This is a genomic window from Stenotrophomonas sp. YJH_SMC_94-11 (assembly GCF_059370435.1).
In genome coordinates, this window is sequence record NZ_JCAFTR010000001.1 from 142,296 (window position 1) to 155,320 (window position 13,025).

Sequence of the window (13,025 nt, forward strand, 5' to 3'; positions counted from 1 at the left end):
TGGCAGTTATACGGCAGAAGTGCCAACGGCTGGGCGGCACACTGGGCTCCCGATCCCACAGGAGCATCACCCATGCAGCCGCAGGACATCCTTCCCGACCATCAGAACGAGGTGCAGGTGAACGGCCTCACCGTGCGCAAGGGCAGTGTCGGCGCCTTCCTCGCCAGCGTCCGTGACTGGCAGGACCCCGCCGGCGATGACGCCACCCGCGCCACCGCCGAAGCCGACCTGCGTGCGCTGCTGCCGGGCCTGCATGCGCTGGGCCTGTTCCAGGTGCTGGACGCGCGCGATCCGGCACTGCAGCGCCTGATCGACAGCCTCGCCTGAAACGAACACGGCCCGGACATGCCGGGCCGTGTCGTCATTGCGGGTCGGAAACGACTTAATCCCCTCCGTCCCCTTTTCGTGGTCAGCTGCCGCCCGGGGCGAACACCAGGGTGCGGCGGGTGGTGACCGGTGCGCTGACCGGCTCGAAGCGCCAACGCTTGACCGCGTTCATGGCCTCGCGATCGAAGACGCGCGATGGCGTTGCGCGCAGCACACGGGCGTTGGTCACCGAACCGTCGGTGCCGACGGTGATTTCCACCAGCACTTCGCCGGAGGTGCCTGCGCGCAGCGCCTCGGACGGATAGCGCGGCGCCGGGGTGCTGACCGGGCGCAGGTTCGGCGCCGCAGCGGCCGCCGGTGCGGCGGCCTGGCGTGCGGCGCTGGCCTGCTGGGCGGCAGCCTGCTGCTGCTTCTGCTCGGCTTCGCGGCGGGCCGCAGCCTGGCGCTCGGCTTCCTGGCGCTCGTTGTCGCGGCGGGCGGCGTCCTGCTGGGCAGCGATCTGCTTGGCTGCGTCGGCTTCCTTGGCACGCTGCTCGGCCAGGCGCTGCTGTTCGGTCTGCTGCTTGCTGCGGTCCTCGGCGTCCTTCTTCGCTTTCTCGGCTTCGGCCTCGGTGCGCTTGGCCGCGTTCTGCACGCCCTTGGCCAGGCCGTCCTTCAGGCGCGGCAACGCCGGCGCAGAGGCGTCCACCTTCTCGATCAGTGCCACCAGGCGCTGCGCTTCGGTGTAGTCCTCGCGGCCCAGGTGCTGTTCGGCGGCGATCAGGGTGTAGGGCAGCAGGTCGGTCAGTGCGCTTTTCACCGAGGCGTCGTCCGGCGTCTTGTCGCGCAGGGCGAGGTAGTACTCGATGGCGTTGTCGCCAGCCGGCGCGTACATGCGGTTCTCGCGCAGGGCCTGGCTGGCCGACTCACGCAGCTGCTCGGTGCCCATCGACTGCACCTTGGCGGCGACCACCGGTGCGGCCGGTGAAGCGGCGGTGGGTGCGGCGGCCGGGGCCGGTGCGGCGGTTTCCTCCTTGCCCGAGCAGGCAGCCAGTGCCAGTGCCAGGGCAACCGGCAGCCACCGGCGCGCGGCGGTGATCGTTGAGACGTGCGACATCCTGCTCCCCTCTAGAAGACGACGTGACGTAAATCATTGATATGCATGGCCGGGACCAGCGGTCCGGGCGCGGCAGGGTGACGTTTCCCGACGCCACCGCCGGCAACGGCGAGGGTGCAATCTAGCATCCCGGCCACCGCCGCGTACAAGGGCCGTGGCCGGGATGAGCAACGGCGGCCGTGCCGTTGCCGGCGCCGACCTCAGTGGTCGTGTGCCTTGTCGTGCGACTTGCTGTGGCCGTTGGACATCAGCTTGTCGGTCCAGGCGATGCCGATCGCCGACAGGATGAACACGCAGTGGATGATGGTCTGCCACAGCACGCCGTTGGCAGTGAGAGTCGAGCAGGTCTGCTCACCAATGTTGGCAGCTGCGGACGCCATTCGCTCGGGCGGGCACAGCGGGATGCCACCCAGCGCGCCGGTTGCGATGAAGGTCTTCAGCAGGTGGATCGAGGAGATGCCGATGATCGCCATCGCCAGCTTCACTTTCAGCACGCTGGCATTGACGTGGCTCAGCCATTCCGGCTGGTCCGGGTGGCCTTCCAGGCGCAGGCGCGAGACGAAGGTCTCATAGCCGCCGACGATCACCATCACCAGCAGGTTGGAGATCATCACCACGTCGATCAGGCCCAGCACGATCAGCATGATCTGCTGCTCGCCCATCGACACCGAATGCGAGATCAGGTGCCACAGTTCCTTGCCGAACAGGAACACGTAGACGCACTGCGCCACGATCAGGCCCAGGTACAGCGGCAGCTGCAGCCAGCGCGAGGCGAAGATCAGCGTGGACAACGGGGAGAGCGGCGGGCGGTTTGCACTCATGCGGGGGATGCTGCGTTTCGGGGGAGAGGCGAGGTTACCGGCCCGCCATGACGGTGCCAACCCAACTCACGCACTAGACTTCAGGTTCCTTTCCGCACCCCGAGCCGACGCCATGATCGACCTGTATTACTGGCCCACCCCGAACGGCCATAAAGTGACCCTGCTGTTGGAGGAAACCGGCCTGGAGTACCGCATCCACCCGGTCAACATCGGCTCGGGCGACCAGTTCAAGCCAGAGTTCCTGGCCATTTCGCCCAACAACAAGATGCCGGCCATCGTCGACCACGCCCCGGTCGATGGCGGCGCCCCGCAGAGCGTGTTCGAGTCCGGCGCGATCCTGCTGTACCTGGCCGAGAAGACCGGCCGCTTCCTGCCCAGCGACCCGCGCGGCCGCATCACCACCCTGGAGTGGCTGTTCTGGCAGATGGCGGGCCTGGGTCCGATGAGTGGCCAGATGGGGCATTTCAATGTGTATGCCCCGGAAAAGATCCCGTATGCGATCGAGCGCTATGACAACGAGGTGCGCCGCCTGCACGGGGTGATGGACAAGCGCCTGGCCCAGCACGCCTTCCTGGCCGGCGACGCGTACACCATCGCCGACATGGCCAGCTACCCGTGGATCGGCGCCTACGACAAGCTGCCGGTGGACTTCGCCGCTTTCCCGAACCTCAAGCGCTGGCACGAGTCCATCGCCGCGCGCCCGGCCACCCAGCGCGCCTATGCGCTGCGCCAGCAAGTGAACCCGAACGCCGGCAAGCCGCTCAGCGACGAAGAGCGCAAGCATCTGTTCGGCCAGCGCTGACCCAGTTCGGTGGGTGCCGACCGTTGGTCGGCACTCCTTACCGGCACTCCTTATGGGCAGAAGGTCATGCTGCCTTCCCGCACGGGCTTGGTTAGGATGGGGGACGACCGTCCCGCGCCCCGCGTGGAGGCGGACCTGCCGTTTGCCGGGATCCTCCATGCGCCACCTGTTCGCTTCGCTTGCCCTCATGCTCGCCACCAGTACCGCCGCCCACGCCGAAAAACTGACCCTGGAAGCCATCACCGGCCCCCTGCCGTTGTCCGGCCCGACCCTGATGAAGCCCAAGGTGGCGCCGGACGGTTCGCAGGTCAGCTTCCTGCGCGGCAAGGACAGCGACCGCAACCAGCTGGACCTGTGGACCTACGACATCGGCAGCGGCCAGACCCGCCTGCTGGTTGATTCCAAGGTCGTGCTGCCCGGCACCGAGACCCTCAGCGATGAGGAAAAGGCCCGACGCGAGCGCCAGCGCATCGCGGCGATGACCGGCATCGTCGATTACCAGTGGTCGCCGGACGCGCAGCGCCTGCTGTTCCCGTTGGGCGGCGAACTCTACCTGTACGACCTCAAGCAGCATGGCCAGGCGGCCGTGCGCCAGCTGACCCACGGTGAAGGCTTCGCCACCGACGCCAAGCTGTCGCCCCAGGGCGGCTTCGTCAGCTTCATCCGCGGCCGCAACCTGTGGGTGATCGACCTGGCCAGTGGCAAGCAGCTGCAGCTGACCCGCGACGGCAGCACCACCATCGGCAACGGCGTGGCCGAGTTCGTCGCCGATGAGGAAATGGATCGCCACACCGGTTACTGGTGGGCGCCGGATGATTCGGCCATCGCCTTCGCCCGCATCGACGAGGCGCCGGTGCCGGTGCAGAAGCGCTACGAGGTCTACGCCGACCGCACCGATGTGATCGAACAGCGTTACCCGGCCGCCGGCGACGCCAACGTGCGCGTGCAGCTGGGCGTGATCGCACCGGCCGCCGATGCGCAGCCGCGCTGGATCGACCTGGGCAAGGAACAGGACATCTACCTGGCCCGCGTCGATTGGCGCGATGCGCAGCACCTGAGTTTCCAGCGCCAGTCGCGTGATCAGAAGCAGCTGGACCTGGTCGAAGTGGCGCTCGATTCCAACCGCCAGCGCGTGCTCGCCCACGAGACCAGCCCGACCTGGGTGCCGCTGCACAACAGCCTGCGCTTCCTTGAAGATGGCAGCGTGCTGTGGTCGTCCGAGCGCACCGGCTTCCAGCACCTGTACCGCATCGATGGCAAGGGCAAGGCCACTGCGCTGACCCATGGCAACTGGCCGGTGGACGAACTGCTGGCGGTCGATGAGAAGGCTGGCAAGGCCTACTTCCGTGCTGGCATCGAGACCTCGCGCGAAAGCCAGATCTACGCGGTGTCGCTGCAGGGCGGTGAGCCGCAGCGCCTGTCGAAGGCGCCGGGCATGCACAGCGCCAGCTTCGCCCGCAATGCCAGCGTCTACGTGGACAGCTGGTCCAACAGTACCACGCCGCCGCAGATCGAACTGTTCCGCGCCAACGGCGAGAAGATCGCCACGCTGGTCGAGAACGACCTGACCGATCCCAAGCACCCGTATGCGCGCTACCGCGATGCGCAGCGCCCGGTCGAGTTCGGCACGTTGATGGCTGCCGACGGCAAGACCCCGTTGAACTACAGCCTGATCAAGCCGGCCGGCTTCGATCCGTCCAAGCGCTACCCGGTGGCGGTGTACGTCTACGGCGGCCCGGCCAGCCAGACCGTCACCGACAGCTGGCCCGGCCGCGGCGACCATCTGTTCAACCAGTACCTGGCCCAGCAGGGCTACGTGGTGTTCTCGCTGGACAACCGCGGCACTCCGCGCCGTGGCCGCGACTTCGGTGGTGCGCTGTACGGGAAGCAGGGCACGGTGGAAGTGACCGACCAGCTGCGCGGCGTGGCCTGGCTGAAGCAGCAGCCGTGGGTGGACCCGGCGCGCATCGGCGTGCAGGGCTGGTCCAACGGCGGTTACATGACTCTGATGCTGCTGGCCAAGGCATCGAACCAGTACGCCTGTGGCGTGGCCGGCGCACCGGTCACCGATTGGGGCCTGTATGACAGCCACTACACCGAACGCTACATGGACCTGCCGGCGCGCAACGAAGCGGGGTACCGCGAAGCGCGCGTGCTGACCCATATCGAAGGCTTGCGTTCGCCGTTGCTGCTGATCCACGGCATGGCCGATGACAACGTGCTGTTCACCAACTCGACCAGCCTGATGAGCGCGCTGCAGAAGCGCGGCCAGCCGTTCGAGCTGATGACCTATCCGGGTGCCAAGCATGGCCTGTCCGGCGCCGATGCGCTGCATCGCTACCGTGTGGCCGAAGCCTTCCTGGGACGCTGCCTGAAGCCCTGATGCACAAACGGGAAGGAGCCCGCCGATGACACTGCCGCCGCCGATTCCCACCCATGGCGCGAAGCCTGCCGGCTGGTGGTCCCGTCACTGGCGCTGGGCGATGCCGCTGGCCGTGCTGCTGGTGTTGGCCGGTGCCGGTGGCGTGGTGGCCTGGAGCGTGCTGCGCTGGAGCGAGGCCGCACGCGAGAGCCCGCCGATGCGCGAAGCGATGCGCCGCGCTGGATGCAGCATCGAACTGGTGGAAGCCTTCGGCGAGCCGCTGCGTGCCGAGTCGATGCCGCTGGGCAGCATGCAGACCGCGATCAACGGCCAGCGTGACGTCGGCCTGACCGTGGCCCTGGAAGGCCCGCGCGCGCACGGCCGGCTGTTCGTGAAGGGCACCCGCAGCGACGACGTCTGGGACTATCCGGTGATGTATGTGCTGGGCGAGAACAAGCAGACGTTCGACCTGACCGCGCTGGATGATGATGAGGCCGCGCAGGAATGCGAGCTGCAGGCCTGCCGCGAACGCGGCGAATGCCCGCTGGCCGCGGCGTTGTGACCTCCGGCCGATTGTCGCCACAGCGCTGAGCGCGTAGGGTGCGGGCAACCCTGTCCTGGAGTGCACCATGAAGCCGATCGCGTTGGCCGTTGCCCTGGCCCTGACTGCCGCCCCGCTGATGTCCGCACCGCCGGCGCTGGCGGCACCCGCCGCCAAGGCCGCTACTCCGGCCAGCCCGGCCTGGGTGGCCCGCAGCAACGCACTGGCGCAGATCCTGCTTGATGCGCAGGGCCCGTTCCAGCCGGAAGAAACCGGCTTCTTCGGCGTGCCCGGCTATGACGACAAGGTGGCCGACCTCGGTGCGGACAATGGCAAGCGCTACCGCGCCGCGATGGCCAAGGCCCGCGATGAACTGAAAGCCAAGCTGGCCACCGAGCAGGATCCCAACGTCCGCCAGGACCTGGAGATCATGATCCACGCCGCCAACCAGAACATCGAAGGCAGCGAGCTCAACGAGAAGTACCTGCTGCCATGGAGTGACGCGCCGCAGACCATCTTCAGCGGCCTCAACCTGCTGCTGTCCGACCAGGTGCCGGCCGAGCGCCGGGCCAAGGCGATCGACCGCCTCAAGGCCTACGCCGGGCTGCAGCCGGGTGGCACCGCGTTCACCACGCTGGCCCGCCAGCGTTACGAAGAACGCTTGAAGGACGGCAGCCTGCTGCAGCCGACGAAGATCGAAGTGCAGCAATCGCTGGACAATGTCGAGACGTACATCACCGGCATCGAGTCGCTGCTGAAGAAGTACCAGATCGCCGGCGCCGATGAGGCGATGAAGGCCCTGGCCGGGCAGATGAAGGACTACGCCGCCTGGACCCGCAAGGACGTGCTGCCGAAGGCACGCACCGATGCGCGCCTGCCGGCGCCGCTGTACGCCTACCAGCTCAAGCAGGTCGGTATCGATATCGATCCGAAGCTGCTGATGCAGCGCGCGCAGCTGGAGTTCATGGAAACCCGCTCGGCGATGCAGCAGCTGGCGCCGCTGGTGGTGAAGGACAAGGGCCTGAAGGTGGCCGACCCGAGTGACCCGGTGGCGGTGATCCGCGCGCTGAAGGCCGACAAGATCGCCGACGACCATCTGGAAGGGCACTACCGCAAGGTGATCGATGCAATCGATCCGCTGATCCGCGAGCATGCCATCGTCGACGTGCCCAAGCGCGCCATGCAGATGCGCCTGGGTTCGGCCGCCGAGAGCGCGGCCAGCCCGGCCCCGCATTTCCTGCCGGCGCCGCTGGTCAACAACACCGGGCAGCAGGGCACCTTCGTGCTGCCGCTGGGCAACCCGGCGGCGGGCCCGGGCGCACAATACGACGATTTCAACTTCGGTGCGGCGGCATGGACGCTGAGCGCGCATGAAGGCCGCCCCGGCCACGAGCTGCAGTTCACCGCGATGGTCGAGCGTGGTGTCTCGCTGGCACGCACCATGTTCGCGTTCAATTCGGTGAATGTTGAAGGCTGGGCGCTGTATGCCGAGGCCGAGATGGTGCCGTACGAGCCGCTGGACGGGCAGATGATCGCCCTGCAGTTCCGCCTGCTGCGGGCCGCACGCGCAATGCTTGACCCGATGCTCAACCTCGGCCTGACCGACCGCGCCAACGGCGAGCGTGTGCTGATGGAGCAGGTCGGCCTGTCCAAGGCGATGGCCACCCAGGAACTGGACCGTTACATGGTGCGTATGCCGGGCCAGGCGGGCAGCTACTTCTATGGCTACACCCGCATCCTCGAACTGCGCATGCAGACCGAGCTGGCACTGGGCGCGAAGTTCGACCGCCTGGCGTTCAACAACTTCCTGCTCGACCAGGGCCTGCTGCCGCCGGACCAGCTGGCCGACGCGGTGAACAAGGTGTTCGTGCCGAAGTACAAGCAGAAGTAAGTGGTAGCGCCGGGCCATGCCCGGCGAGCGCAGCGGAAAAGCCGCCGGGCATGGCCCGGCGCTACCAGCGGTGATGCAATCGCATCACCGCTGCGGCTGCGGGGTGATCACCTGGGTCGGCAACCGTGCCGGCGGTTCCGGATTGGGTACCCAGATCGCCACGCCGGCGGCGCGCTTCTGCGTGGTCGGAATACCGATGCCGACGCCACCGCCCACATGCGAGCCGAAGGTGCCGGCGCCCACCGACATGCCCACCGGTGAGCCGCTGCTGCCCACGCCCATCAGCACCACGCCATTGGCGCCCAGTGCCGCCGCTTCACGCTTCAGGCGTGCCACCGCGGCATCGGTCTGGCCCTGCGTGCCGAAGCCCACGGCAGATGCCGATTCCAGCTGCGCGATTTCCTGCGAGCCGGCCGGTGGCGTGGAATAGATCTGCACCAGTGCCGGATCGATCGGCGCGCGGGCGCGCCCCAGCATGACCTTGGAGGTGCTGGCACAACCGGCGGCGACCAGCAGGATGGCCGCCAGCGCGGCCCAACGGATGTTCATGGCACGACCCCTGTAGGACTGGTTGCGATCTTCGGTGGGCCACTCTGAATCGGCGCCAACACCCGGGCCCGGGCACCCACGGCAGCACGCTAGCACGCGTCGGGTGACAGCCCCGCCAACGGCAGTAGGCGGCGACCGCGTGAACGACTATGGTGGACAGACAGGAACCAACTGCGGGAGAGCGGAATGGGCGTGATCAGTCTTTTGTGGGGCGTATTGGCGCTGTTGTGGATGATCCTGGCGCTGATTCCGCTGCTTGGCTGGGGCAACTGGTTCCTGATCCCGTTCGCCGCCGTCGGCGCGGTGATCGCCGCGCTGGGCATCCTGTTTACCCACCCGACCAAGCGCGGCCGGGCCTGGGCCGGGCTGGTGCTGAATGGCATCGTGGTGGTGGTCGGCATCCTGCGCCTGGGCCTGGGCGGCGGTGTGATCTGAATCCCGGCACCCGGTGCGACCGGGCGTCGCAGGTACACGGCTGCTGGCCGGGCAGGGGCGTACAATGAGTGGCTGCGCGAGCCCCCCGCGTGCCTGTGATTCCGCGCCTGGCGCGGCTGCCCGATGATCATCCGACCCCGTCCCCACGGCTGGCAACTGCTGTACATCCTGCGCGGCTCGATCGTCAAAGCGATCGCGCCGAAGGTGCTGGCCATCCTGATCCTGTCCATTGCCGTGGCGGCCGTGGTGGAGCTGGCCCCGCCGACCGGCATCGAACGCGTGTCGGTCACGCCGTTCACCCTGCTCGGCCTGGTCCTGTCGATCTTCCTCAGCTTCCGCAACAGCGCCTGCTATGACCGCTGGTGGGAAGGCCGCAAGCTGTGGGGCCAGCTGGTCTACGAATCACGTTCGCTGGCCCGCCAGGTGCACCTGCTGCTGGCCGATGACGGCGGCCGCCGTCGCCGCATCGCGTACCTCACCACCGCCTTCGCCCATGCCCTGGCCGGTCGCCTGCGCGGGCGCATCGTGGCGCTGATGGCCCTGCCGTGGCTGGACAAGCGCCAGCGCGAACAACTTGGGCAGCGCGAGAACGTGCCCGATGCATTGCTGTCGATGATCGCCGCCGAGCTGGCCCAGGCGCTGCGTTCCGGTGACCTCGACCCGATCCTCTACGCCCAGCTGGAAGACCGCCTGCACGCGATGTCGTCGATCCAGGCCGGCTGCGAGCGCATCCTCACCACGCCGCTGCCGTTCGCCTACACCCTGCTGCTGCATCGCTGCGCGTGGATGTTCTGCGTGCTGCTGCCGTTCGGCCTGGCCAGTTCGCTGGGCTGGGGCACGCCGGTGCTGTCGGCGGTGCTGGCCTATGCCTTCTTCGGCCTGGACCAGCTGGGCGAAGAAATGGAAGACCCGTTCGGCCTGGAGCCGAACGACCTGCCGCTGGACGCGCTGGTGCGCACGATCGAGATCGACCAGCTCGACGCGCTCGGCGAACGCCCCTTGCCCGAACCCCTGCTGCCGCAGGGTTACCTGTTGCAATAGCCACTCCTCGGAGCCTGCCATGTCCCATCCGCTTTACCGCCCGCGCCGCATGCGCCACGACGAGTTCTCGCGCCGCCTGATGCGCGAGAACACGCTGACCACCGACGACCTGATCTACCCGGTGTTCGTGCACGAACTGGCGGGCCGCACCGCAGTGCCGTCGATGCCGGGCGTGGAGCGGCTGTCGATCGAAGAGCTGCTGAAGGTGGCCGAAGAAGCGCTGGAACTGGGCATTCCGGTGATCGACCTGTTCCCGGTGATCGACCCGTCGCTGAAGTCGCTGGACGCGTCGGCGGCGTGGGCCGAGGACGGCCTGGCGCAGCGTGCGATCCGCGCGCTGAAGTCGCGCTTCCCGGAACTGGGCGTGATGACCGACGTGGCGCTGGACCCGTACACCACCCACGGCCAGGACGGCATCATCGACGACAAGGGCTATGTGCTGAACGACATCACGGTCGAAGCGCTGGTCAAGCAGTCGGTGTCGCACGCCGAGGCCGGTGTGGACATCGTCTCGCCGTCGGACATGATGGACGGCCGCATTGGCGCGATCCGCCGTGCGCTGGATGCCGACAACCACATCAACGTGCGCATCATGGCCTACTCGGCCAAGTACGCCTCGGCGTTCTACGGCCCGTTCCGTGATGCGGTGGGCAGCGCGGCCAGCCTCGGCAAGGCCGACAAGAAGACCTACCAGATGGACCCGGCCAACGGCGACGAGGCCCTGCGCGAGATCGCGCTGGACCTGGAAGAGGGCGCCGACATGGTGATGGTCAAGCCGGGCATGCCGTACCTGGACCTGGTGCGCCGGGTGAAGGACACGTTCGGCGTGCCGACCTTCGCCTACCAGGTCAGTGGCGAGTACGCGATGATGAAGGCCGCCTTCGCCAACGGCTGGCTGGACGAGCGTGCCTGCGTGCTGGAGTCGCTGCTGGGCTTCAAGCGGGCCGGTGCCGATGGCGTGCTGACCTATTTCGCGCCGCAGGTGGCGCGATGGCTGCGCGAGCGCTGACAATAGCGCCACGATAGACGGAGGACTGCGCGATGGGACCCGAACTGGGATGGATGCAATGGCTGATCTGGGGCACCGGTGTCCTGGTGTTCGGTGCCATCATCGTCGGTGTCTTCATCGCCGCCTGGCGGGCGGGCAAGCGCCCGCCGGAGCAGCTTTCCGCCGCCCGCCACGTAGCCCGTGAGCAGGCCCTGCCGGACAGCGTGCAGGCCGAGCTGGCTGCGTTGAACCAGCGCAAGGACAACGGCCAGCTGAGCGAGATGGAGTACGAGCAGTTGCGCGCCAAGGTGCTGTCGCGCTGACGGGTGGGTGCCAACCTTGGTTGGCACTTTCCCGCATGCCAACCAAGGTTGGCATCTACCAAACGATCATCCACGCGCGGCGTGGATCTACCGCACGCACCCGGCCACCGCCGCCACCCCAGGCACCGCCAACCGGTACACGTCCACGCCACCGGCGCGCGGCGCCTTTGCCGCGCTGCTGGCCACCATCATCTCGCCGGGCCTGGCGTTGTCGATCACCGGCGCGCCGGTCCAGCCGCCGGCCTGGTTGAACGATAGTCCCAGCGGCTGCAGCGCCACACCGCTCCACGCACAGCCGCTGCTCCAGACCTGCGCGGTACTGCCGTGGCCGCGGCTGAACACCACGGCGCCGTCATGGCCCAGCCAGTCGCCGTCGGTCTCGTCGTCGGCGCTGTTCAGCGCGCTCAGTGCGGTGGCCGGGCCACGCAGGCCCTGCGCATCCAGCGTCGCTACGAACAGGTCCCAGCCGGCGCCATGGCCCTGCTGGCGGGCAAACAACAGCTGCTTGCCATCCGCGCTCAGGGCCGGTCCGCGCTCTTCCCGGCGCCCGCCGTCACCGCCCAGCGGCTGCGCTGGGTCCAGCCGGCCATCGGTGGCCAGCGCAGCGCGGTACAGCGCCAGCGCGCCCTCGCGGCCGGCCGCGAACAGCAGCCAGCGGCCATCACGGCTGAAGTAGGGATCACGGGCTTCACCGGCCACGCCGACCGGCAGTGCCTGTGCCTGCTGCCAACGACCGTCGACCACGCGTGCCTCCCAGAGGCCCCAGCCGGCTTCGTCGCGGCGGGCGAAAACGATGCGCTGGCCATCGGCGCTGATCGTGGCGCGGCCCTCGTCGGCGCGGGTCGAGACCACGCCCATGCCTTCGATGCCGTACTCGTTCAACGCCATCGCCACGGGGGCAGAGAGTAGACTGGCGGCAAGCACCAGCAGGGGCGGGGTGATGCGCATCATCCGGTTCCATGCACGAACAGAGCATCAGTCTAGCCAGCTTGAGGATTCCATGACCGACCGTTACGCCGTCTTCGGACACCCCGTCGCCCATTCGAAGTCGCCGCAGATCCATGCGTCGTTCGGTCGCCAGGAAGGCATCACCATCGACTATCGCGCGATCGACCTGGCCCCGGAGGCGTTCCTGGCCGGCCTGGAGGCCTTCGCTGCCGAGGGCGGTGTCGGTGCGAACGTCACCCTGCCGCACAAGGAAACCGCGTTCTCGGTGTGCACCACGCTGACCGCACGGGCGCGCCGCGCCGGATCGGTCAACACGTTGCTGCGCAAGGGCGACCGTTGGCACGGAGACACCACCGATGGCATCGGCCTGGTGCGCGACCTGACCGACCGCCACGGCCTGGACCTGCGCGGCCGTCGCGTGCTGATGATCGGTGCCGGTGGCTCGGCGCGCAGCGTCGCCCCGGCGCTGCTCGATGCCGGCATCACCGAACTGGTGGTGGTCAACCGCACGCCGGAACGTGCCGACGAGCTGATCGATGCCATGGGCGAACCGGGCCGCGCGATCAGCCGCTACTGGGAGGACCTGCGCGACCTGGGCGACTTTGAACTGATCGTCAACGCCACCTCGGCGGGCCGCGACCGCGACGTCGAGTTCAAGCTGCCGCTGTCGCTGGTCAACTCGATGACCACCGCCGTCGACCTGAACTACGGCGAGGCGGCGATCGCCTTCCTGGCATGGGCACGCGCGGCGGACTGCCGCAACACCGTGGATGGCCTGGGCATGCTGGTCGAACAGGCCGCCGAGAGCTTCCTGCAGTGGCACGGCGTACGCCCGCAGACCGACGAGGTCTACCAGGCGCTGCGCCAGGGCCCGGCTGTGTTGGCCGGCGAGGACTGATCG

The 13,025-nt window shown here is 68.1% G+C and carries 14 protein-coding genes; 10 read left to right on the forward strand and 4 right to left on the reverse strand.

The features are described 5' to 3' along the window. The first annotated feature begins 72 nt into the window (after positions 1 to 72). Positions 73 to 327: a hypothetical protein gene (locus AC5P74_RS00630; protein WP_053496789.1), complete on the forward strand. Its 255-nt coding sequence runs from the start codon at positions 73 to 75 to the stop codon at positions 325 to 327. Positions 328 to 409: 82 nt separating this feature from the next. On the opposite strand, the gene AC5P74_RS00635 is transcribed toward AC5P74_RS00630, so the two are convergent. After that, entirely contained in the window at positions 410 to 1,423 is a 1,014-nt protein-coding gene (locus AC5P74_RS00635) for an energy transducer TonB (protein WP_053496790.1), read from the reverse strand. Positions 1,424 to 1,623: 200 nt separating this feature from the next. Continuing rightward, positions 1,624 to 2,244 carry a TIGR00645 family protein gene (locus AC5P74_RS00640; protein ID WP_053496791.1) on the reverse strand — a complete coding sequence of 207 codons (621 nt, stop codon included), beginning with the start codon at positions 2,242 to 2,244 and terminating at the stop codon, positions 1,624 to 1,626. A 112-nt stretch (positions 2,245 to 2,356) separates the two neighbouring features. Between AC5P74_RS00640 and AC5P74_RS00645 the strand changes: the two genes are divergently transcribed. The 4 genes from AC5P74_RS00645 (at position 2,357) to AC5P74_RS00660 (ending at position 7,840) form a co-directional block, all read left to right on the forward strand. After that, positions 2,357 to 3,046, forward strand: a complete 690-nt coding sequence (locus tag AC5P74_RS00645; protein ID WP_346607858.1) for a glutathione binding-like protein — start codon at positions 2,357 to 2,359, stop codon at positions 3,044 to 3,046. Positions 3,047 to 3,203: 157 nt separating this feature from the next. After that, positions 3,204 to 5,429, forward strand: a complete 2,226-nt coding sequence (locus AC5P74_RS00650) for a S9 family peptidase (protein ID WP_053496793.1) — start codon at positions 3,204 to 3,206, stop codon at positions 5,427 to 5,429. A 25-nt stretch (positions 5,430 to 5,454) separates the two neighbouring features. After that, positions 5,455 to 5,970: a cytochrome c oxidase assembly factor Coa1 family protein gene (locus AC5P74_RS00655; protein ID WP_053496794.1), complete on the forward strand. Its 516-nt coding sequence runs from the start codon at positions 5,455 to 5,457 to the stop codon at positions 5,968 to 5,970. 67 nt (positions 5,971 to 6,037) lie between these two features. Beyond that, positions 6,038 to 7,840 (forward strand): DUF885 domain-containing protein, encoded by a 1,803-nt coding sequence (locus AC5P74_RS00660; protein WP_346607859.1) that lies wholly within the window; start codon positions 6,038 to 6,040, stop codon positions 7,838 to 7,840. Positions 7,841 to 7,924: 84 nt separating this feature from the next. Here AC5P74_RS00660 and AC5P74_RS00665 read toward each other — a convergent pair whose 3' ends face one another. Further along, positions 7,925 to 8,389, reverse strand: coding sequence for a hypothetical protein (locus tag AC5P74_RS00665; protein WP_049439393.1), 465 nt, complete (start codon positions 8,387 to 8,389; stop codon positions 7,925 to 7,927). 186 nt (positions 8,390 to 8,575) lie between these two features. Between AC5P74_RS00665 and AC5P74_RS00670 the strand changes: the two genes are divergently transcribed. The 4 genes from AC5P74_RS00670 (at position 8,576) to AC5P74_RS00685 (ending at position 11,176) form a co-directional block, all read left to right on the forward strand. Then, a complete protein-coding gene (locus AC5P74_RS00670; protein WP_005420185.1) occupies positions 8,576 to 8,824 on the forward strand; it encodes a hypothetical protein in 249 nt (82 codons plus the stop codon). Between the two features lie 123 nt (positions 8,825 to 8,947). Next, positions 8,948 to 9,865, forward strand: a complete 918-nt coding sequence (locus AC5P74_RS00675; RefSeq protein ID WP_053496796.1) for a bestrophin family protein — start codon at positions 8,948 to 8,950, stop codon at positions 9,863 to 9,865. A 19-nt stretch (positions 9,866 to 9,884) separates the two neighbouring features. Continuing rightward, a complete protein-coding gene (hemB, locus tag AC5P74_RS00680) occupies positions 9,885 to 10,874 on the forward strand; it encodes a porphobilinogen synthase (RefSeq protein WP_005420181.1) in 990 nt (329 codons plus the stop codon). 32 nt (positions 10,875 to 10,906) lie between these two features. After that, positions 10,907 to 11,176 (forward strand): hypothetical protein, encoded by a 270-nt coding sequence (locus AC5P74_RS00685; protein ID WP_005420179.1) that lies wholly within the window; start codon positions 10,907 to 10,909, stop codon positions 11,174 to 11,176. Between the two features lie 87 nt (positions 11,177 to 11,263). On the opposite strand, the gene AC5P74_RS00690 is transcribed toward AC5P74_RS00685, so the two are convergent. After that, positions 11,264 to 12,127 carry a TolB family protein gene (locus AC5P74_RS00690; protein WP_206620038.1) on the reverse strand — a complete coding sequence of 288 codons (864 nt, stop codon included), beginning with the start codon at positions 12,125 to 12,127 and terminating at the stop codon, positions 11,264 to 11,266. A 49-nt stretch (positions 12,128 to 12,176) separates the two neighbouring features. On the opposite strand from AC5P74_RS00690, the gene aroE reads away from it, so the two are divergent. Further along, a complete protein-coding gene (gene aroE, locus AC5P74_RS00695; RefSeq protein ID WP_053496798.1) occupies positions 12,177 to 13,022 on the forward strand; it encodes a shikimate dehydrogenase in 846 nt (281 codons plus the stop codon). The last annotated feature ends 3 nt before the right edge of the window (positions 13,023 to 13,025 follow it).